Genomic DNA, 20676 nt, shown 5'->3' with positions numbered 1-20676 from the left:
TTGGTTAGGTAAGTTAGGAGGATAACGAATGTCAGGAATTTTTTATGGTATCGGCGTTGGGCCTGGGGATCCAGAATTATTAACGGTGAAGGCAATCAATGCGATTAAAGAAGTCGATATCATTATTGCACCAAAAACTGAAAAAAAAGAGGATAGTGTAGCACTTTCTATTGCTAGGCCATATCTTCGTGATGATGTAGAAATTGTAAAACAAGTTTTCCCAATGGTAGTCAACTTTGAGAAATCACCTGAAGCGTGGGAAAATAACAAAAATGAAATTTTAGCATTACTAAAAGCTGGTAAAAAGATTGCTTTTTTAACTTTAGGTGACCCAATGTTTTATAGTACATATATTTATGTTTTTAGATTGTTAGAAAACGAAGGGTATCCAATTGAAACAATTCCAGGAATACCAGCTTTTTGCGCGATAGGGAGTAAACTTGGTTATCCTCTAGTTGAAGGTAATGATATTTTAACGATTATTCCAGCAACAGCAGAAGAAGCTAAAGTAAAACAGGCAATTGCCGTATCTGATAATGTAGTTTTGATGAAAGTATATAAGAATTTCTCTGAAATCGTAGATTGTTTAACAGAGAATCAGTTAACGGATAAAGCGGTTATGATTAGTCGTTGTGGATTGCCGGAAGAAGAAATTATTCATGATTTAGAAAAAGCGAAAGATAAAAAAGTTAATTACTTATCGACTATTTTATCTCGTCGTAGATAGTTTTCTCAGCTTCATCTGGAATTATGTTCCACGTGAAGCTGAGTTTATTTTAAGGTAAAAGAAGAGGAAAAGATTTATATGAGAAAGTTTAAATATAGAAGTCTCTTTATTCTTGCCATTGTGATTGCTTTATCGATTATAGCTGGATGTGGCAATCAAAAACAGCAGATGGATACTGCTGATTCAGCGGAGAATAAAATAACGGTTATTGATGATTTAAATCGAAGCGTATTCATTGATAAATATCCTAAAAAAATCGTAGCATTATCACCGTCTTTTTTAGAAATTCTTAGTGAAGTTGACGCAGAGCTCATTGGCAGACCAAGCTCGAAATCTAATGTTCCCGAAAATTTCAAAGCAATAGAAGAAGTTGGCGCTGTTTATCAGATTAATATTGAAAAAGTTGTCGGGCTTCAGCCTGATTTAGTCATAGCTTATGAAGGTATGCATAATAAATTTATTCCAATCTTAGAATCAAATCATATTCCGGTGATTGTATTAAAAATGAAAACATATGAAGATGTAATAGATAAAATTCAATCATTAGGGAAAGTTGTTGGAAATGAAGCTAAGGGACAAGCATTGGTTGAAAAAATGCAAAAAGAAGTGAAAAATATTGTTGATAAAGTTCCAAAGGAAAGCAAACGAGTGGCAATTCTTCATTCTACAGCTAAAAGTGTAACCGTAGAACTGGATAGTAGTATAGCTGGATCTACTGCAAAGATGCTTGGTTTTAAAAATGTTGCTACAGGTAGCAAAGCTTTAGAAAGTGATCCTGACTCTACTCCATATAGTTTAGAAAAATTAGTAGAAAGTAACCCAGAAGTTATTTTTGTTGTTACTATGGGGGAACTAGAGGCGATAAAAAAACGCATGTTAGAAGATGTAGAAAGTAATCCTGCTTGGAATTCTTTAGAAGCGGTAAAGAATAAAAAGATATATTTCTTGCCACAAGAGTTATTTTTACTTAATCCAAGTATTCACTATCCAGAAGCAGTTCATAGGATGGCTAAATTAGTATATCCAGAGGTATTTATGAATGGAGAATAATCCAATACAGGAAAATGAATATAAAAAGTTTGGGATTCCAATTAAAGTATGGCGGATATCTGTTCTCATTTTATTTACGATATTAATGCTTGGAGGAATTATGATCAGCTTGATTAAAGGAGCTGTAGATATTTCTTATCAATCTATTTATCAAGCATTATTTAGTGGGATAGTAGGAACAAATGAGCAAATTATTTATAATATTCGATTGCCGCGAACAATTGTTGGACTTTTAGTAGGAATGAATTTAGCATTATCGGGAGCAATTTTACAAGCGATTATGCGAAATCCATTAGCTGATCCACATATCATTGGGATATCATCAGGAGCAGGACTCGCAGGAGTTACAATTATGATTCTATTTCCGGCAATGGAATATTTGATTACACCTGTAGCTTTTATTGGTGCAATGCTCGCAGCCGTTTGTATTTATATCTTAGCTTGGAAAGGTGGAATCAGACCCGTTCGTATTATTCTGGCTGGCGTAGCAGTTTCGGCTTTTCTTGGTTCGGGAATATCTGCATTGATGATTTTTTATAGTGACAGAGTACATGGAGCTTTGATGTGGATGGTTGGAGGTCTCGCAGCGCGTAGCTGGCCGCATGTCGATATTATTCTTCCTTATGCTATTATTGGTTTTCTTCTTGCTTTCTTCGGTGCGAAATATCTTAATATTTTGCAGCTAGGTGATGAGATTGCTCGTGGACTAGGTGTTAACGTGGAATTAACACGTATTCTGATGACTGCAGTAGCAGCGCTTTTAGCGGCAAGTGCAGTAAGTGTTGTTGGTTTACTAGGTTTTGTTGGATTAGTTGTTCCACACGCAGCTAGATTGATTATCGGGTCTGATTATCGGTACCTAGTTCCTGCTTCGGCATTATTAGGAATGTCGGTAGTTACATTTAGTGATACGTTTGCACGTACGGCATTCGCTCCAATAGAATTACCGGTAGGGATTATTATGGCGTTTATTGGTGCTCCTTTCTTTTTGTTTTTATTAAGGAGAGAGTTGTAATGACAATTTTAAAAGGTGAACATATTACAGTAGAAATAAATGAAAAAGTTATTTTAAAGGACATATCAGTGCAAATAGAAAGGAGCAAACGAACCGCTATTATTGGGCCTAACGGATCCGGGAAAAGCACGTTATTAAAAGCCTTATCAGGTTTGATAAAGTGTAAGTCAGGCTCTATATCTTTTATGGAAGAAGACATAAAAAAAATGGGTAGGAGAGAATTGGCGCAAAAAATGGCAATTTTACCGCAGGCACCTCAAGTTCCGGCTGATGTAACGGTAAAAGATTTAGTTGAATACGGGCGCTTTCCGCATCGGAAGTGGTGGGGTAAGTCAGAATTTAATGAAAAGGATACTGTAGAGTGGGCGTTAAAACAAACGGGAATTCTTTCTTTGCAAAATAGACTGGTAAATACTTTGTCGGGTGGAGAAAGACAACGTGCTTGGATTGCAATGGCACTAGCACAGCAACCGTCTTTATTGATGCTTGACGAACCGACTACTTATTTAGATATTTCACATCAATTAGAAGTGATGAATATTATTAGCGAACTAAATAAAAAAAATGGGATTTCTATTATTATGGTATTACATGATATTAATCATGCCATGCAATTTGCTGATGAAATTATCATTGTAAAAGATGGAAAAATTGAAGGACAGGGCAGTCCAGAAGATGTAATTGATGTTAATATGTTTGAACGGGTATTTGGAGTAACAGCAGAGGTCTTTAAAAATAAGGCTGGAAAGTATATCTTTATGCCTATACAATTAGAAAAATCGTAAAATAGCTGTTGATTTTTTTATTTAGAGGAGTAAAATAAATAGTGAATTCGGGGTGTAGCACAGTTTGGTAGCGCGCATCGTTCGGGACGATGAGGTCGCAGGTTCGAATCCTGTCACCCCGACCACCATGAATTCCATGGACTTGGCATTATGCCGAGTCCATTTTTTTATGAAATAATGTAGTTGAGTGATGGATGCTTTTTTACAATTTCTTCATCTGATTATGTGTAGCATTATAAAATGATAAAGATTATCTGTATTATTAGATTATAGGTTGGATTCTTCATAAACTATTGTTTACATGAATAAGATATTTCAAATAGGTGTTTATGTATTGGAGGATATTTATGGGGTATTATGTTAGTGCTGCAGAAGATATAAAAATTTATGTGGAAGATTTGAACCCAGAAGGGAGAAAGACAATTCTATTTGTTCATGGTTGGCCAGGAAGTCATAAATTGTTTGAATATCAATTCGATTGTTTACCAAAGCTGGGATATAGATGTATCGGGGTCGATACCAGGGGATTTGGAAATTCTGATAAGCCTTGGACGGGGTATGATTATAATACATTGGCTGATGATATTTGGTATGTTATTAATGCATTAGAATTAAAGGATATTATACTGGCAGGACACTCAACAGGAGGCGCAATTGCTATTCGATACATGGCTCGGCATCATAGTAATGGTGTATCAAAGCTGGCTCTATTTGCAGCAGCAGCACCCAGTCTGATTAAACGCCCGAACTTCCCTTATGGATTGGATAAGGAAACCGTTGTACAACTGATTCATCAAACAGATACAGATCGACCTAAAATGCTTCAGGATTTTGGCAATATTTTTTTCTTTCAACATATTACACAAGCTTTTTCAGAATGGTTCTTTCAGTTAGGATTACAGGCAGCTGGATGGGCAACTGCGGCGATTGCAAATATGTGGATTCGTGAGGTTTTATTTTCTGATCTTGAAACAATTACGGTTCCAACTTTAATTATTCATGGTATTCATGATCAAGTTGTTCCTTTTCAACTTGGTGAAATACAAAGCAAAAGTATCAAAAGTTCAAGGCTAGTACCATTTTATTATAGTGGGCATGCAGCATTTTATGATGAAAAGGACAGATTTAATGAAGAGTTAGTAAAGTTTGTTGAAGTGTAAACTTACCTGTAAATAAAAATAAGCCATTCGTAAAGTATTATATAAGATACTTTATGAATGGCTTTTCGTTGTTTCGGATACTCTTAGTTTAATGTTTCATTATCTGTAGCGCTTAAGAGTTCGACGATGGTAATATCATTTTCTTTATTTAAATCGATAAAATCCCCCGTATTTGACTGAACGATTGGTAGTGACGAAATTCTAGTTTCATCAATATAAATAATTTTCACTTTCATTCCATTGCTTAACTTTGCCCAATTTCCAATCATAGCATGACATACATTTTTGATAAATAAAACGCAATAATGTGTATCTAGTTTATTCGTCATTTCATTAGATAGTTCGGTGAAAATGTCAAAAGGATTCTTTTTACCAGCGTAAACTTTATTGGATGCCATTGCATCATAAATATCTGCTATGGCAATAATTTTAGCAAATTTATGAATTTTATCTGCTGTTACGCCAAGAGGATATCCGGAACCATCCAAACGTTCATGATGTTGTAATACCCCTAATAGGATATCCTTATTTTCAAAAAGTTTAGTATGTTGGAGGATGTCGAAGCCTTTTTTGGAATGCTGTTTAACTTCTTTAAACTCGATCGGTGTTAATTTTCCTGGTTTATTTAAAAGTTCTTTATCTATTTGTGTCTTTCCTATATCGTGTAGTAAACCGGCAATAATTAAATTATGTAGTTCTTGTTTAGGCAGATGTAACCAACGTCCTAATACTCCCGATAAAATTGCGACATTAATACTATGGTGCAATAGATAATATCCGTCTCTAGAAAGGTTATGTAAATGCGTAATTGCTTTGAATCCATCAGAAAGTTTGAAAAAATGATGGTTAACAAGTTGTGCTAATAAATGTTGATTAATATTTCCTGTATATCGAGAAATTGAAAATAATTGTTTTAATGCATCAAATACTACATAATAAGATTCAACAAAATCTTGATCGATTACATAGGCATCTAATGTTGCAGCAACTTTGATTTTAGGCGTAGAGAATTTTATGTTTTCGATAGGTTTACCTGAATCTTCTGGAAGTGCTTCGGCAATCGTAACAAAGCTTACAAAATAAGTTGCTAAGGCATCAATTATTTGCTTGGTTAAAATGGTCCCTTTCGTAATAAGTTCTCTCTCAAAGTGGTCATAAATAGTTTTTCCTACAATCATTCCAGCTTTTAGTTCTGCTAAAGGATATCTCTTTAATATTATTTGCGACATTGTTCCTCTCCTTAATGTAGATTCGAGAATAGAACGAAAAATATAATTAGTTAAAAATTCTATTTTTAAGAATAATTTTCCTGCTATAATCTGATAGAATATAGCAGATTTTTTATGTTTTTGGGAGGACTTTATTCCTATTTTTAAAATTCAATTTTAATTAGTTCAGATAGTTTCTGAAGTGAATAAATTAAATCGTTTATATTAGCATATGCATATGCAATGCGCAAATTAGTATTACTTAGATTATCGTAAAGATTTCCTGGATTGACCAAAATATGATAAGAGAGAGCGCCTTTAAATAGCTTATAAATTGATATCGGCTTATTTATTTTTAGCCATATGTAAAATCCTCCTTTGGGGATTGTCTATGAGGCGACTTAATGGTAATGGAGGAGGCTCATGTAGCCATAACTCATGATAAACATCGTCTTCAACAATTGGATAGTATAAAAATAAACCGATTGGATGGAGACATGGAAAGATAGATTCTTTATAATAAAGTAGACGTGATTCAGATGGAAATCTTATTCTGTTTGAATCGCGTCATCCCTATCCAGAAATTAAACTATTTTAGACTCAAACTTATAGAAGTGAAAAGTCTTAGAGTTACTTAGTTGCTGGATAAAGAAAAGCTTTAGTTGAGGAGATTGAAAATGATCGCATTTGTTCATGGTTTTTGTTTAGCTTTAGGTTTAATTTTACCTTTGGGGGTACAAAATTTATTTGTTTTTCAGCAAGGAATCGTCCAAAGAAAACTGTTATATGCAATTCCTGTAGTTGTAACGGCGGCAATTAGTGATACTATCCTTATTATTTTATCAGTCAGCGGAGTATTTATGGTTTTTATACATTTTCGTGTATTAAAAGATTGTTTGTTAGTATGCGGAATATTATTTTTACTTTATATGGGATATATCAATTGGCGAAATTGTGGTGATTTGGCAGGTGTGAATGTAAAAGCATTTTCGCCTAAACAGCAGATTGTTTTTGCTATGTCTGTGTCTTTTCTTAATCCATATGCCTTTTTGGACATTATAGGAGTGATTGGTACAAGTTCTTTACAGTATGAAAATGAAGAAAAAATCTTGTTTACATTCGCATGTATCTTGGTTTCTTGGATATGGTTTTTTTTGCTTGCATTCGCAGGGCGATGTTTGGGGGCTGCCGATAACTTAGGAAATAAAATAAAAATAATAAATAAAATATCATCTCTTTTTATTTGGGGAACAGCTTTAATGTTAATATATAATTTGATTTTGAATAGTAAATTCTTGTAAGATACTAGATGAACAAGGCTAATTGGATTTCGGTATCTACCAAATGAAGGATTTTATATTTATTTAGAGAAATAGATAAATTAAAATTACTGCAAGGAGGACTTTTTATGAATGATTTTTCACGTATTTTAGTTCCTGTGGATGGATCAGAAATTTCTGAACGGGCGGCACAAAAAGCGATAAACTTGGCTCAATTGAGTGAAGGGACGATTGATTTCTTATATGTTGCAAATATTACAGGGATTACCGGTGGAAATCATTTAAAAAGTGATTTAAATCTACCAGCTGAAGTTTTAGAAAATTTGAAAACCTCTGGGAAAAAAGTTCTTGAAAGAGTGGTAAAAAATGTACCAAGAGGAATGAAAGTAAATATTCATTGCAAAACAGGGCTTCCAGCAGAAACTATTCTAGCCACAGCTTCAGAATTAAATAGTTCTCTGATTATCATGGGGTCAAGAGGTTTAAATTTAGCCGAAAGTATGTTGCTGGGAAGTGTAAGTCAGTTTTTACTAACTAGAGGGCATTTTCCAGTTTTAGTTGTTAAATAAAGATTTATAGAAAAGATTAAATAAAAAAAGCAATCAATTGATTGCTTTTTTTATTTAATCATCCTAATTCATTCTGTTATGAGGTCCATGTCCGTCTTTACGCCCACCTTGATGAAAATTACCATGTTTGCCAAAAGGTCTATCCCCATCAAAGCAATTTTTGATTTGCTCACGACATTCTTGATATCCATTATCATCGATACCAAGTTGGGAAGCAATATCTTTCCAATGATTATTGATTTGCTTCATGCTCAATACAGATTTAATATCTTTCCCAGATTTCTCAGCTAATGCATTTGCCATCACGATATCATGTGGATGGTAGCCCTCTTTTACAAGTTGATTAAGTATAGATTTATTCATTCCTGTCGATTTTGCAATACGTTCAGACATTAATTGTTGCCTAAACTCATTCATTTGTTCTTTAGTCACGCCAAAAGAGTCAGCAACATCTCTCCAAGTATTTGTTGTAGTTTTTGCGTTCAATATATCTCCTATTTGTTTACCGCTTAATTTAGCGATAGAAGCGGCTCGATGCAAATCATGCATTTGCCAACCTTGATTGTGATAATCTAGAATGGATTGCTGGCTAATTCCAAAGCATTGTTCCATATTTTTCGCCATTTCTTCATTTGTTATTTGTTGATCTCCGCCGAAGCGTGGGTGCATTGTTGGGCAATCAAAATTTTGCGTCGATTTTGCTGCGGCATTAGCGATAGATTCAGGTAAATTTGTTAAAGCAAATCCTCCAAGGGCAAATGTTCCAGCTAATGCTAGCGCAATAAATTTTTTTGTTAAAAGTTTTGTTTTTAAATTAGATACTTTCATGCTGTATCCCTCCATCTCTTTGTTTGACTTTACTATAAAGCAATAATATGACAAAGCTGTGACAAAGTGATAGATTAGAAAATTTTTATGAGCTTTTCATCTGAGGAAGAGTAAATTTGAAAGTAGTTTTATCATCTATGGTACTTTGAGCAGTAATAGTTCCTCCCATGCGCTCTACTAATTGTTTTGTAATTGAAAGCCCTAAGCCAGTACCACCATTTTCGCGCGAGCGTGATTTGTCCACTCTATAAAATCTATCCCAAATAAATGGTAAATCTTTTTCGGGAATACCGTGCCCTGAATTTTCAACGGCGACTTGGAAAAGTTGCGAAGTCCGGGCAAAGGTAATTTTAATGATTGTATCAGGGAAAGAATAGCGAATTGCATTACTGATTAAGTTAGCAAAAATTTGTTCAAAATAACGAATGTCAGTGATAATATGAGTAATGTTTTTATCATAGAAGAAAGAAAAATGCAGATTTTTATCTTCTAAGAGGGAGCTGTATTTTAATTGTAGCGAATCAGTAAAATCTTTAAGAGAAAGTTTTTCATTCTTAAAATCTGTAGATAACGACTCTAGACGCGCTAAATCTAATAAATCATTAATTAAATGATTCATGCGATTCGTTTCTTTTACAATCGTGCTTAGATAACGTTGCCGTTCTTCTTTACTATTAATAACACCATCTAACATGCTTTCAGTCAAAGCTTGTACTGCGGCTAATGGAGTTTTTAATTCATGTGTTACATCTGAAAAAAATTCACGACGATTTTTTTCAATGGTAGCAAGACTTGTCGCCATTGCATTAAAAGTATTCCCTAACTTTCCAATTTCATCTGTTCCAATGGCGTTGGTTCGGCTACTATAATCGCCCTTGGCAAAATTTTGTGCTGCTTTAGTGATATCAGAAATTGGTTTGGTTAGATTGCGTGAAACAAAATAAGCCAGGACAGCAGCTAGAACTAAAGTGGCGATTAAACAAGATAACAATAAGTTTGTAATTGCGCTAGAGGTTTTCGTAAGCCCTTGAATAGGGGTTCGCATAAATAGGGCAACATCAGGATGATCTTTTAAGGGAATTACAACAGAGATCGCAGGATCTTCATCGTTTTGAGGCGTTTTTTGTATCCAAGAACATGGCGTATTTTGCTCAAATGCGATTTTGGCCTTTTCAAGTAACTTTTGATGATGTTTACTGTGATTTTGTCCATTGCGGATTTCTCGTCCTTCGCGAGGACGTGGACCAGGTTCTACTCCGGCACAAATCATGCCGTTTTTATCCATGAGAAACATTTGCGAACCAGATAATTCGCTTAATCCATCAATTAATTCGTTTAGAACTTTTTCATTGTAAAATGCAGCATCAAGAAATCTGGCAGCGGCAATGCCCTTGTTATAGAGATCATCACGTTTGCTTTCAATGAGGTATTCAGTGATGACATGAGAAAGAAATAAGCCTAACGTTAAGGTGAAAATTAAGATTAATGCAATATGTGCGGTGAAAATTTTTCCAAAGAGTGATTTAATCATGTTGAACCTCAAATTTATAGCCAAATCCACGTATCGTGTGAATGTAATTGTAATCTGGATGGGCAATTTTTTGACGAAGTCGTTTTATTGTTGCATCAACTGCTCGGCCATCTCCATCGTAATCATAGCCCCATATATTTGTTAAAAGTTGCTCTCTGGAAAAGGTTTGTTTTGGATGGCGGATTAAAAAAGAGAGTAGTTCAAATTCTTTTGGTGATAAGGAGATTTCTTTTTGATTGATTGTAACTGATTTTAGTGCTTGGTTGATCATCATTCCGTCAACAGAGAGATTATTATCTGATTCATGAAGCAATCCACTACGACGTAGGACTGCTTTTGTTCTAGCAACTAATTCTCGAGGGCTGAATGGCTTGGTAATATAATCATCAGCACCTAAAGAGAAGCCTGTAATTTTATCTTCCTCGGCTGTTTTTGCTGTAAGAAAAATAACAGGAACAGAACGCTCAATCGATTGACAAATCTCAAGTCCTGTAAGTTTTGGTAGCATGATGTCTAAAATGAGTAAGTCAGGTCGCTCATTTGTTTCGATTGTTAATGCTTCTTCACCGTCACGAGCTGTTAAGACAGTAAAACCTTCTTTCTTTAAATAAAGAGCTACGACCTCGCGAATCGAAGATTCATCGTCAGCAATTAAAATTTTCATTAAAATTATCCCTCGCTATATTGTGACATATTTACAAATATGCTATCATATTTGCTTGGAATTATAAATACTTACATTTTATATTTTGAAGAATAGTTTAAGGTGAACTTTTGCTGTATCTTTAATAGTGAAAAAATATCTTGTATTTTTGTATAATATTGTTTGATTATCAACAAATGATACGTTATGATTAGGTTGATTAGTGCTATTGAATATAGAAAGTGAGATTAAGGAGCATAAAAATATGCGTTCTAGTGTGCTAAAACTGCTAAGAAGCAGGGCGGGAAATTATATTTCAGGAGAAGAGATTGCAAAACACTTAAATGTTTCAAGAACAGCAATTTGGAAACATATTAGGGAATTGAAACAGACTGGATATGAGATTGTCAGTCATGCCAAACGTGGATATGCCCTAATGGGGACTCCAGATTTATTGCTGCCGAATGAGGTGAAGTCTGTTTTAAAAAGTGATTTACTGGGGAAAGAAGTTGTTCATTTTTTTGACACAGATTCGACGAATAATGAAGCAAAAAAATTGGCTGCAGATGGAGCCGTCGAGGGGACAATTGTAGTTAGCGAAGCACAAAATAGTGGACGAGGCAGGCTTTCAAGAGGATTTTTTTCGCCGGCAAGTAAAGGAATTTGGCTATCTGTTATTTTACGTCCATCTTTTGCACCACAACATGCATCAAAATGTACGTTGGTGACAGCTGTAGCTGTAACGAAAGCTATTGAAAAATTCACAGGAATTCGTTGCGGGATAAAATGGCCAAATGATATATTTTACGAAGGAAAAAAGCTTGTTGGTATTTTAACGGAAATGAATGCGGAAATGGATGCCGTGAATTATATTGTGATTGGTATTGGGATTAATGTGAATATTGCGCAGGCAGAGTTTCCTGAAGAGTTACAGAGGATTGCTACATCTCTGCAAGCGATAAGTGGCAATGCAATAGAGCGAAAAGAATTATTGAGTCAAGTTTTAGTAGAATTAGAAAGTGCTTATCTAGAAATATTAAAGAATGGGTTCCTTCATATATTAAACGAATGGAAAACATATTCGATTACATTAGGACAAGCAGTAAATGTAATTGGGATTGATCAAACTTTTTCTGGAATTGCAAAAGATATTGATGAAGATGGTGCGTTGTTAGTAGAAACAGAAAATGGGGTTGAGCGTGTTTTAGCTGGAGATGTATCCATTAGGCCGAAAACGTAAAATGATGGAGGAATTTATAAATGTTATTGGTATTTGATATAGGCAATAGTAATATTGTATTGGGTGCATATAAAGGCGAGCAACTATTACGCCATTGGAGAATTTCTACAGATCGGCAAAAAACCGGTGATGAATATGGTTTGCTAATTAACAATTTATTTGAACATCATAAATTAAATGTAAAAGATATTCAGGCGATTATTATTTCTTCGGTTGTACCGCCGCTTGTTGTACCTATTTCAAAAATGTGTAAGCGCTATTTTAATATTGAGCCGTTAATTGTTGGACCAGGAATAAAAACGGGGATCCGATTAAAATATGAAAATCCGCGTGAAATTGGAGCGGATCGTATTGTCAATGCTGTTGGTGCATATGAAAAGTTCGGCGGTCCCTTAATTATTATTGATTTTGGTACAGCAACAACATTTTGTGCAATTGATGATAATGGTGATTACTTAGGTGGCGCGATTGCGCCTGGAATTGGAATTTCAACAGAGGCTTTATTTCAGCGTGCAGCTAAGTTACCAAGGATTGAACTTGTTACACCGAAGTCTGTGATTTGTCGCAATACGGTAGCAAGTATGCAATCGGGAATTATCTTTGGATTTACTGGGCAAGTAGATGAAATTGTTCGACGGATGAAAGAGGAATTAGGCAAAGATGCAAAGGTCGTTGCAACGGGTGGTTTAGCAAATTTAATTGCAAAACAATCAAAGGCGATTGATATTGTAGAGCCTTTTCTTACATTAGATGGTTTGTATATATTATATAAACGAAATTCATAATAAGGTTGATAAAGTTTTTTGTCGCTCGTGCTATTTGAGTTCGGGCGATTCGTTTTTAGGAGGTTTATGGGGTGAAAATAGGCAATGTAGAGATCGCGAATCCAGTTTTTTTAGCGCCAATGGCTGGAGTTACAGATTTACCTTATCGAATTTTAGCGAGAGAGCTTGGGTGTGGGCTTGTTTACTCGGAAATGGTCAGCGATAAGGGGATTAATTATCGTAATTCACATACTTTGGAAATGCTAGAAACTGATCAAGCTGAACGACCGATTTCTTTGCAATTGTTTGGAGCGGAGCCGCAAAGTATCAGTGAAGCGGCAAAATATGTAGAGAGTCTAGGCGTTGCAGATATTTTAGATATCAATATGGGGTGTCCGGCTCCAAAAGTAACGAAAAACCATGAGGGGTCAGCTTTGATGAAAACTCCGAAAATTGCATTTTCTATTATGGAAAGCGTAGTAAAGGCGGTAAAATTACCGGTTACAGTTAAATTTCGTAAAGGCTGGGACGATAATACGGTAAATGTTGTCGAAATGGCAAAACTTGCAGAAGCAGCGGGGATTGCAGCAGTTGCCGTTCATGGGAGAACACGTGAAGCTTACTACTCAGGACAAGCGGATTGGGATATCATTGCCGAAGTCAAACAAAATATTCGTATTCCTGTAATTGGAAATGGGGATATTCGCACATGTCGGGATATGAAGAAAATTTTTGCTCATACTGGCTGTGATGCTGTGATGATTGGACGGGCGGCACAAGGGAATCCATGGATTTTTCGTCAATTAACACATTACTTATTAACTGGAGAGGAGTTGCCGTCAGCTAATTTTGCCCAGCGGAGAGAAGTAATTATTCGTCATTTGGATATGCTAATTGAGCATAAAGGCGATTATATTGGAGCTAGGGAAATGAGAAAGCATGCAACGTGGTACACCAAGGGATTGGCACATTCTTCGGAATTAAGATTAAAATTTAATCAAGCAGAGACAAGAGCGGATTTTATTCGTGTACTGGATGAAGCTGATATATAGTAAAAAATTTTTTTTTGGACAAAATAACTACAGTCAATCGACTGTAGTTATTTTTATTTTAAGCTGGTGAGATTATGAAACGAATTGTAAGTATTAGTTTGGGTTCATCAACTCGAGATCATCAAGTGGTTACACATTTTGCAGGAGAAGAAGTTAGTATTAAACGGATCGGAACAGATGGAAATGTGCAGGTGCTCAGGCAGCATTTACAGGAGCTTGATGGAAAAGTAGATGCTTTTGGGTTGGGTGGAACAGATTTATACATATATGCGGGAGATAAACAATATACATTTAAAGAATCAAAAAAATTGCTGCAGATCGTGAAAAAGACTCCTATTGTCGATGGGAGTGGATTAAAAAATACGCTAGAAGAAAAAGTGATTTATAAGCTGCAAGATAATAAAGTGATAAATTTTCAAAATTTATCAGTGTTACTTGTCTGTGGGGTAGATAGATTTGGTATGGCACGAAGTTTGTCGAAAATATCAAAAAATATTGTATTTGGCGATTTGCTCTATGGGCTTAGTATACCGATTCCTATTCATCACCTCACAGTTCTTAATTTTGCGGCCAAACTTATTCTACCAATTATTACACAGGTTCCAATTCGATATCTTTATCCAACAGGAAAAGCGCAAGAGCAAATGAATCCGCATTATACAAAATATTTTCTTGATGCAGATGTAATTGCTGGTGATTTTCATATAATTAAACGAAATTTACCTCCAAAGCTTGAGGGGAAAATTATTATTACCAATACAGTAACGAAAGAGGATGAATTTTTACTCAGAACGTTAGGAATCAAATTATTAATTACGACTACACCGTTATTAGAAGGACGGTCTTTTGGAACAAATGTTATTGAAGCTGTATTAGTAGCATTGGCAAACAAAGGAGGCGCAATGAAACAAAATGATTATGAATGGCTAATCCAAAAATATGGATTAAAGCCACGAATTCAATTTTTTTGAGGTGATTTAAGAGTATGGAACAATTCGCATTTGTTGTACATCCATTATCACCGGAAGATTTAATTCATAAATTTTCTTATGCAAAATATTGTCCGCCGGAGTTATTGGAATATTTTATGAGATGGCTTCCGCCATTAAAAGTTTCAAAAATTAGTGGAGTAAAATCTAAATATAATCAAGTGGAAGGGAATTTTGTTGCCTGTCCGCTTACATCTAAACAGATTCTTGAGTTACCGCAAGAATATGTGATTAAGAAAATAATTAAAACAGGAAAATTAGCAGAAAAATTAGGAGCAAAAATTTTAGGTCTTGGTGCGTTTACGTCTGTTGTTGGGGATGCAGGGATTACAATAGCAAAAAATTTATCGATTCCTGTAACAACTGGAAATAGCTATACCGTAGCGACTGCGATAGAAGGGACTAAATTAGCTGCAAAATTAATGGAAATAGACTTATATAATGCAAATGTTTTGATTTTAGGGGCAACGGGTTCGATTGGTGCTGCGTGTGCATGTATTTTAGCAGATGAAGTAAGAGCGTTAACCTTAGCTGCACGAAATGTAAATAAATTAGAAAAGCTCGCAAATAAAATTTTCCGTGAACATGGAGTTGCGGTTAGGGTAACGAATCAAATACAAAGTGCAGTAAAGAAAGCTGATATTATTATTACGGTAACGAGTGCAGTTGATAGCATTATTATGCCAGAGGATTTGAAAACAGGGGCAATCGTTTGTGACGTTGCTAGACCGCGAAATGTATCTAAATTGGTAAATGAAATACGTGATGATGTATTGGTGATTGAAGGCGGCGTTGTTGAAATTCCTGGTGATATAGATTTTGGAATAAATTTTGGCTTTCCTGTAAACACTGCTTATGCTTGCATTGCTGAGACTATGATTTTAGCTTTGGAAAAGAGATACGAGAACTTTACCATTGGTAGGGACTTAACAGTTAAGCAAATAAAAGTAATAGGGGGTTTAGCAAAAAAACATGGATTTAAATTGGCTGGGCTTAGAAGTTTTGAAAAGCCTGTAACTTTAGAAAAAATTGAGGCGATAAAAGCAAAATTAAAAAATGTAAAAAAAACAATTCAAGATGTAGGATAGACTTAGAAGTAATTGACAAAGATTTAAAAAAAACATATAATGATGAATAATCAGTTAGGCAGGGATTGACTAGGTGTCAAGTTATACTTGACACTATTTATATTGCCTAAAGCACTGATTTTTGATTTTTATAATAGAAATCATGATTATTTTTATTTACTAGAAACAAAATAGATTGTATAAAAGGGGATATTTTAGATGGCTGAAAAGCAGGTAATGCTTACTGAAGAGGGTTTAAAAAAGCTTGAAGAGAAGCTGGATCACTTAAAAACTGTTCGTAGAGGTGCAGTAGCTGAACGCATCAAACAAGCAATTGAATTCGGTGATATCAGCGAAAACTCTGAATATGAAGATGCAAAAAATGAACAAGCATTTATTGAAGGGGAAATTATGACTCTTGAAAAAATGCTTCGTAATAGCCATATCATTGAAGAAGGTGCTAATAATGATACAGTTCATTTAGGTTGTACTGTTATTATTAAAGACCTTGAGTTCAATGAAGATTTAGAATATACTTTGGTAGGTTCAGCAGAAGCGGATCCTACTGAGTTTAAAATATCCAATGAATCTCCTGTAGGTTCTGCTATTATTGGGCAAAAAGTTGGTAGTACAGTAGAAGTACATGTACCAGCAGGGGTTTTACAATATAGAATTGTTGAAATAAAAAGATAACTGGGAAAGTTGTAAGTGCTGGAGGAGAAGTTTTTAATGAGTGAAGTAAATGAACAACAACTTCAAAATGATGAATTAAATGAATTAATGAAAGTTCGTCGTGAAAAGATGGCTGCGATTGCTGAAAAAGGTATTGAACCTTTTGGTCGCCGTTATGCTTATACGCATCATGCGAAGGATGTTATAGATAATTTTGAAGAATTAGAAGGAAAAACGGTAAGTGTTGCGGGTCGTTTAATGGCAGTACGTGGACATGGTAAAGCTAGTTTTACTACGGTAGGTGATATGAGTGGAAAAATACAGCTTTATTTTCGCCAAGATGTATTGGGAGAAGAAATTTATTCGAATTTCAAACTTCTTGATATTGGTGATATTATTGGGGCGGAAGGAATTGTGTTTAGAACACAACGTGGTGAAATCAGTTTAAAAGTAACTAATTTTGAGATTCAATCGAAATCACTTCGTCCATTACCGGAAAAATTCCACGGATTAAAAGATGTAGAAACTCGTTATCGTCAACGTTACTTAGATTTAATTGTAAATCCAGAAGTAAAAGATACTTTTGTATTACGCAGTAAAATTATTAAAGCGATGCGTGGATATTTAGATGCAAGAGATTTCCTAGAAGTAGAAACTCCAATGATGCATCCAATTGCCGGCGGGGCTGCAGCTCGTCCGTTTATCACTCATCACAATGCGCTAGATATGGATTTATATTTACGCATTGCTCCGGAACTTTACTTAAAACGCTTAATTGTTGGCGGTTTTGAAAAAGTTTATGAATTAGGGCGTGTATTTAGAAATGAAGGCATTTCTATTCGTCATAATCCTGAATTTACGTCGGTAGAAATTTATCAAGCATTTGCGGACTATAATGATTTAATGGAACTTACAGAAGGAATTGTTGTAAGTATTGCTAAAGAAGTGCTGGGTAAAGCAACAATAAACTATCAAGGAACAGAGATTGACCTTGGCTCACCTTGGACGCGCCTTAGCATGACAGAAGCTGTAGAAAAATACACAGGTGAAGATTTTAGTAATGTTACTACTATTGATGGAGCTCGTGCAATTGCTGATAAACTAGGCGTAAAATATGAAAAAAATCATGGTATTGGTGGTATTTTAAATGCCATATTTGAAGATAAAGTAGAAGAACATTTGATTCAACCTACGTTTATTACTGGTCACCCAACAGAAATATCGCCACTTGCAAAGCGAAATAAAGAAAAGCCTGAAAATACGGATCGGTTTGAAGTATTTATTTATGGAAGAGAACTTGCAAATGGATTCTCCGAGTTAAATGACCCTATTGATCAAGAAGGTCGTTTTTTGGAGCAAGCAAAACAACGCGAATCCGGTGACGATGAAGCTCATATGATGGATCATGATTATGTAACGGCACTTGAATATGGGCTACCTCCAACAGGTGGTTTGGGAATTGGTGTTGACCGTTTAGTTATGTTCTTAACTGATAGCACATCAATTCGTGATGTTCTTTTATTCCCACATATGAGACATAAATAAACTTGTAATTTACATTGCAAAAATGCGGTTACAAATTGCTTTTATCTAATAAGTGAAAGATGCTATCCATTATTATAATTTTATTTGGATAGCATCTTTTTAGTTTAAGGTTGATAAGGTTGATATGTTTAGTCTGATGGATTTCGATCTAAAATAAAAAATAGAATTTTGTTCTTTATAAAATTATGCCACGTACTGGAGTTTAGTACGTGGTTTTTAATTAGAATTCATAGGAATATGAAAGGGTTAATAATTTTTATAAATTTTTATTTATGATTTATTGGAAAAACTCCTTACTATTCATATATAATAAGAATAGTGCACAATATGATATTAATTTACATAAAAATAAGTTTTGGAAAATAAAACAGTGAATTTGTCCTAGATTTATATTTTTTTATAAAAAAATAGTGAAAAAATTTTATATGTAGGAAAATGTTTTATCAATAGCGAATTTAGTTTAAATAAAGAATTTGGACGGAAAAATAATTAGGTGGAATGTAGATGAATAGTAAAAAGAAAAATCAATATAAAATTTTAATTGCTGATGATAGTGAGACTGATGTTGAAATATTAATGGCGGGTATTGCCGATGAAGAACGTCATTTAACGGCTGCCTATAGTGGAAAAGAAGTTTTAAAATATATAAAAAAAGAAATCCCAGATTTAATACTGTTAGATGTTATGATGCCAGATATGGATGGGTATCAAGTGTGCAAATTATTAAAAAAAGATATTAGAACGATGCATATCCCTATTATGTTTCTAACCAGCTTAGCGGATACAGAAGATGTAACGAAAGGGTTAGAGTTAGGAGCCGTTGACTATATTGTAAAGCCTTATAATCTTACGGTTATTAATGCTAAAATAAAAAATCAATTAATATTGCAGCAAGGACATAAGAAGTCTCTAGCTCTTTTAAAGAATTTTGCTAGTTCTATTTCAGATGCGGCAATTATTATGAATGAGAAAGCTGAGATTCTTGAATTGTTTGGTAATTACCATGTTTATTTTCCTGAAATTCCTGAACAATTTGTTAACATAAATCTGCTTGAATGTTTGCCGAAGTATTTACAGAAGCAATTTATGATTGCGATAGAAGCTGTGATAAACTCAGAAGAAAATTTTGAATTTGAGACAGAATTTATTGGTGCAAATCGTTTCATTTTGCAAATTACGATGTCGATTATGGATAATTCCGTTCATAACAAAAAGATAATTTCCGCCCATGTTCAAGATATAACAGAACGCCGTCTGACCGAGAGAAAAGTCGATTTAACATATGAATATCAAAAACGCAGTCGCTTTTTTAACAGTGTTTTAACGGGAGGATATAGTCAAGAACAGCAAAATCAACTATTAAGCGTATATGGAATTGAGAATCAAAAACCATTAGTTTGTTATGTGGTTTCGACCTCTCTGTTAGATGAAACGGCATATTCTCCAGAAAATATTCGTGCAAGCATCGGAGAATGGTTAATTGAAAAGGGTTATGGATGGATATGGAACAGTAATTTTGGTATAGGTATACTTATGCAGTATCCAAGCAGTATGGGCGATGTGGAAAGAATTGCAGGACTTTTAAAGGAGTCAATAGAAATGCGATTTCCCAAAATAGTAATTCGTATTGGGGTATCGACTACGAGAGGAATGATTCTTAACTTTAAACAATTATATTATGATGCTTTAGCTGGATTAATGATGGCAATAGATGAGAATCGTGATGTTGCTATCTTGGATTATTCGCAAAATGGATTATATGAAGTTATTGTTCATACCTTTGAAAAAATGGATATAGAGCGTTTTATCGATAATGCATTGGGGAAGATCATTCAGCATGATTGTAAAAATAATAGTGAACTTTTGTTAACGTTAGAACAATTAATCTTTTCAAATAGTATAAAAAGTGTTGCTGCTAGTTTATTTATACATCCAAATACTGTTTTATGGCGTAAACAAAAAATAGAAGAGATTTTAGAATCATCCATTGACGATATCAATGTTCGTACTCAAATAAATTTAGCGTTAAAGTTGATTCATATTAGAGACTTTATTAAAAAAGATGCTAATTTTTGGAACACAAAGGACTTATAGCTGAAATTTTGAGGTGTTAGTATGGAGAAAAAACAAATCTGTTATAGTTTTATTAATGAAGCCGATGTTATGGAACGGTTAGGGGGAAATATAAATTTATTCAATCGTTTATTTAATAAGTACATAAATTCATATAAAAATGCTGATGGGGAAGTAAAAGAACTTATTAATAAAAAAAATTATGAGGATGCTCGACTTTTAGCTCATACGATAAAAGGAACATCAGCTAATTTAGGAATAACTAATATGCGGGAAAAAGCGATGGAACTAGAAAAAGCTATTATTACTGAGGATGATTTGGAAATAGAAAAAAGGCTGAGAGAGTTAAAAGAAGAGTTACAAAGAATACTTACAGAGATAAATTTTAAATGAAGAAGATACATAGGGTGTGCTCAATAGGCTGGCTGGCGTTATCTAAAAGATGAGGTTAGCTGGTTCTAACGGAAAAATAAACAGA

General features: G+C 34.4%; 20 protein-coding genes and 1 tRNA gene. 17 read left to right on the top strand and 4 right to left on the bottom strand.

The window, feature by feature from the left end; all coding sequences use genetic code 11:
• Positions 1 to 28: 28 nt before the first annotated feature.
• From cobI to P3F81_RS08680, 6 genes are all read left to right on the top strand, one after another.
• Positions 29 to 727, top strand: a complete 699-nt coding sequence (gene cobI, locus P3F81_RS08705; protein ID WP_147670537.1) for a precorrin-2 C(20)-methyltransferase — start codon at positions 29 to 31, stop codon at positions 725 to 727.
• A 78-nt stretch (positions 728 to 805) separates the two neighbouring features.
• Positions 806 to 1777: an ABC transporter substrate-binding protein gene (locus P3F81_RS08700; RefSeq protein ID WP_147670538.1), complete on the top strand. Its 972-nt coding sequence runs from the start codon at positions 806 to 808 to the stop codon at positions 1775 to 1777.
• 85 nt (positions 1778 to 1862) lie between these two features.
• Entirely contained in the window at positions 1863 to 2792 is a 930-nt protein-coding gene (locus P3F81_RS08695) for a FecCD family ABC transporter permease (RefSeq protein ID WP_309320791.1), read from the top strand.
• Entirely contained in the window at positions 2792 to 3577 is a 786-nt protein-coding gene (locus P3F81_RS08690) for an ABC transporter ATP-binding protein (RefSeq protein ID WP_147670540.1), read from the top strand. Before P3F81_RS08695 ends, P3F81_RS08690 begins: the two co-directional genes overlap by 1 nt.
• A 48-nt stretch (positions 3578 to 3625) precedes the next feature.
• Positions 3626 to 3702 (top strand) — tRNA-Pro (locus tag P3F81_RS08685).
• A gap of 222 nt (positions 3703 to 3924) precedes the next feature.
• The gene (locus P3F81_RS08680) at positions 3925 to 4737 is read left to right on the top strand and encodes an alpha/beta fold hydrolase (protein ID WP_147670541.1); all 813 of its coding nucleotides are present in this window, start codon (positions 3925 to 3927) and stop codon (positions 4735 to 4737) included.
• A gap of 83 nt (positions 4738 to 4820) precedes the next feature.
• Here P3F81_RS08680 and P3F81_RS08675 read toward each other — a convergent pair whose 3' ends face one another.
• Positions 4821 to 5966: an HD-GYP domain-containing protein gene (locus tag P3F81_RS08675; RefSeq protein WP_147670542.1), complete on the bottom strand. Its 1146-nt coding sequence runs from the start codon at positions 5964 to 5966 to the stop codon at positions 4821 to 4823.
• Positions 5967 to 6622: 656 nt separating this feature from the next.
• On the opposite strand from P3F81_RS08675, the gene P3F81_RS08670 reads away from it, so the two are divergent.
• Positions 6623 to 7246 (top strand): LysE/ArgO family amino acid transporter, encoded by a 624-nt coding sequence (locus P3F81_RS08670; RefSeq protein WP_147670543.1) that lies wholly within the window; start codon positions 6623 to 6625, stop codon positions 7244 to 7246.
• A 107-nt stretch (positions 7247 to 7353) separates the two neighbouring features.
• A complete protein-coding gene (locus P3F81_RS08665; protein ID WP_147670544.1) occupies positions 7354 to 7794 on the top strand; it encodes a universal stress protein in 441 nt (146 codons plus the stop codon).
• Between the two features lie 63 nt (positions 7795 to 7857).
• On the opposite strand, the gene P3F81_RS08660 is transcribed toward P3F81_RS08665, so the two are convergent.
• The 3 genes from P3F81_RS08660 to P3F81_RS08650 form a co-directional block, all read right to left on the bottom strand.
• Entirely contained in the window at positions 7858 to 8622 is a 765-nt protein-coding gene (locus P3F81_RS08660; protein WP_147670546.1) for a hypothetical protein, read from the bottom strand.
• 85 nt (positions 8623 to 8707) lie between these two features.
• Positions 8708 to 10153 carry a sensor histidine kinase gene (locus P3F81_RS08655; protein WP_147670548.1) on the bottom strand — a complete coding sequence of 482 codons (1446 nt, stop codon included), beginning with the start codon at positions 10151 to 10153 and terminating at the stop codon, positions 8708 to 8710.
• Positions 10146 to 10823, bottom strand: a complete 678-nt coding sequence (locus tag P3F81_RS08650) for a response regulator (protein WP_147670551.1) — start codon at positions 10821 to 10823, stop codon at positions 10146 to 10148. The genes P3F81_RS08655 and P3F81_RS08650 overlap by 8 nt, the downstream gene beginning before the upstream one ends.
• A 238-nt stretch (positions 10824 to 11061) precedes the next feature.
• Between P3F81_RS08650 and P3F81_RS08645 the strand changes: the two genes are divergently transcribed.
• From P3F81_RS08645 to P3F81_RS08605, 9 genes are all read left to right on the top strand, one after another.
• Positions 11062 to 12036 carry a biotin--[acetyl-CoA-carboxylase] ligase gene (locus P3F81_RS08645; protein ID WP_147670553.1) on the top strand — a complete coding sequence of 325 codons (975 nt, stop codon included), beginning with the start codon at positions 11062 to 11064 and terminating at the stop codon, positions 12034 to 12036.
• 20 nt (positions 12037 to 12056) lie between these two features.
• On the top strand, positions 12057 to 12821 hold the full coding sequence (locus P3F81_RS08640) for a type III pantothenate kinase (protein ID WP_147670555.1): 765 nt from the start codon (positions 12057 to 12059) through the stop codon (positions 12819 to 12821).
• A gap of 71 nt (positions 12822 to 12892) precedes the next feature.
• Positions 12893 to 13852, top strand: a complete 960-nt coding sequence (gene dusB / locus P3F81_RS08635; RefSeq protein ID WP_147670557.1) for a tRNA dihydrouridine synthase DusB — start codon at positions 12893 to 12895, stop codon at positions 13850 to 13852.
• 74 nt (positions 13853 to 13926) lie between these two features.
• The gene (locus P3F81_RS08630; protein ID WP_147670559.1) at positions 13927 to 14823 is read left to right on the top strand and encodes a DUF8754 domain-containing protein; all 897 of its coding nucleotides are present in this window, start codon (positions 13927 to 13929) and stop codon (positions 14821 to 14823) included.
• Between the two features lie 14 nt (positions 14824 to 14837).
• On the top strand, positions 14838 to 15929 hold the full coding sequence (locus tag P3F81_RS08625; RefSeq protein WP_147670561.1) for a shikimate dehydrogenase: 1092 nt from the start codon (positions 14838 to 14840) through the stop codon (positions 15927 to 15929).
• A 198-nt stretch (positions 15930 to 16127) separates the two neighbouring features.
• Positions 16128 to 16601 carry a transcription elongation factor GreA gene (gene greA, locus P3F81_RS08620; protein WP_147670563.1) on the top strand — a complete coding sequence of 158 codons (474 nt, stop codon included), beginning with the start codon at positions 16128 to 16130 and terminating at the stop codon, positions 16599 to 16601.
• A 36-nt stretch (positions 16602 to 16637) separates the two neighbouring features.
• A complete protein-coding gene (gene lysS, locus P3F81_RS08615) occupies positions 16638 to 18125 on the top strand; it encodes a lysine--tRNA ligase (protein WP_147670565.1) in 1488 nt (495 codons plus the stop codon).
• 504 nt (positions 18126 to 18629) lie between these two features.
• Positions 18630 to 20219 (top strand): response regulator, encoded by a 1590-nt coding sequence (locus P3F81_RS08610; protein WP_147670567.1) that lies wholly within the window; start codon positions 18630 to 18632, stop codon positions 20217 to 20219.
• 21 nt (positions 20220 to 20240) lie between these two features.
• The gene (locus P3F81_RS08605) at positions 20241 to 20591 is read left to right on the top strand and encodes an Hpt domain-containing protein (protein WP_147670569.1); all 351 of its coding nucleotides are present in this window, start codon (positions 20241 to 20243) and stop codon (positions 20589 to 20591) included.
• Positions 20592 to 20676: the final 85 nt, after the last annotated feature.

The organism is Selenobaculum gibii, assembly GCF_030273445.1.
GTDB lineage: Bacteria > Bacillota > Negativicutes > ICN-92133 > ICN-92133 > Selenobaculum > Selenobaculum gibii.
The sequence above is the reverse complement of the archived record's forward strand: the minus strand, read 5'-3'. Positions and strand labels throughout refer to the sequence as shown.

Bases quoted from the DNA above. Each gene is read 5' to 3' on its own strand.
- P3F81_RS08655 (WP_147670548.1), bottom strand. From the start codon at position 10,153: ATGATTAAATCACTCTTTGGAAAAATTTTCACCGCACATATTGCATTA.
- P3F81_RS08625 (WP_147670561.1), top strand. From the start codon at position 14,838: ATGGAACAATTCGCATTTGTTGTACATCCATTATCACCGGAAGATTTA.
- P3F81_RS08700 (WP_147670538.1), top strand. From the start codon at position 806: ATGAGAAAGTTTAAATATAGAAGTCTCTTTATTCTTGCCATTGTGATT.
- P3F81_RS08640 (WP_147670555.1), top strand. From the start codon at position 12,057: ATGTTATTGGTATTTGATATAGGCAATAGTAATATTGTATTGGGTGCA.
- P3F81_RS08605 (WP_147670569.1), top strand. From the start codon at position 20,241: ATGGAGAAAAAACAAATCTGTTATAGTTTTATTAATGAAGCCGATGTT.
- P3F81_RS08690 (WP_147670540.1), top strand. From the start codon at position 2,792: ATGACAATTTTAAAAGGTGAACATATTACAGTAGAAATAAATGAAAAA.
- lysS (WP_147670565.1), top strand. From the start codon at position 16,638: ATGAGTGAAGTAAATGAACAACAACTTCAAAATGATGAATTAAATGAA.
- P3F81_RS08610 (WP_147670567.1), top strand. From the start codon at position 18,630: ATGAATAGTAAAAAGAAAAATCAATATAAAATTTTAATTGCTGATGAT.
- P3F81_RS08675 (WP_147670542.1), bottom strand. From the start codon at position 5,966: ATGTCGCAAATAATATTAAAGAGATATCCTTTAGCAGAACTAAAAGCT.
- P3F81_RS08660 (WP_147670546.1), bottom strand. From the start codon at position 8,622: ATGAAAGTATCTAATTTAAAAACAAAACTTTTAACAAAAAAATTTATT.
- P3F81_RS08695 (WP_309320791.1), top strand. From the start codon at position 1,863: ATGCTTGGAGGAATTATGATCAGCTTGATTAAAGGAGCTGTAGATATT.
- P3F81_RS08665 (WP_147670544.1), top strand. From the start codon at position 7,354: ATGAATGATTTTTCACGTATTTTAGTTCCTGTGGATGGATCAGAAATT.
- P3F81_RS08680 (WP_147670541.1), top strand. From the start codon at position 3,925: ATGGGGTATTATGTTAGTGCTGCAGAAGATATAAAAATTTATGTGGAA.
- cobI (WP_147670537.1), top strand. From the start codon at position 29: ATGTCAGGAATTTTTTATGGTATCGGCGTTGGGCCTGGGGATCCAGAA.
- P3F81_RS08670 (WP_147670543.1), top strand. From the start codon at position 6,623: ATGATCGCATTTGTTCATGGTTTTTGTTTAGCTTTAGGTTTAATTTTA.
- P3F81_RS08630 (WP_147670559.1), top strand. From the start codon at position 13,927: ATGAAACGAATTGTAAGTATTAGTTTGGGTTCATCAACTCGAGATCAT.
- P3F81_RS08645 (WP_147670553.1), top strand. From the start codon at position 11,062: ATGCGTTCTAGTGTGCTAAAACTGCTAAGAAGCAGGGCGGGAAATTAT.
- greA (WP_147670563.1), top strand. From the start codon at position 16,128: ATGGCTGAAAAGCAGGTAATGCTTACTGAAGAGGGTTTAAAAAAGCTT.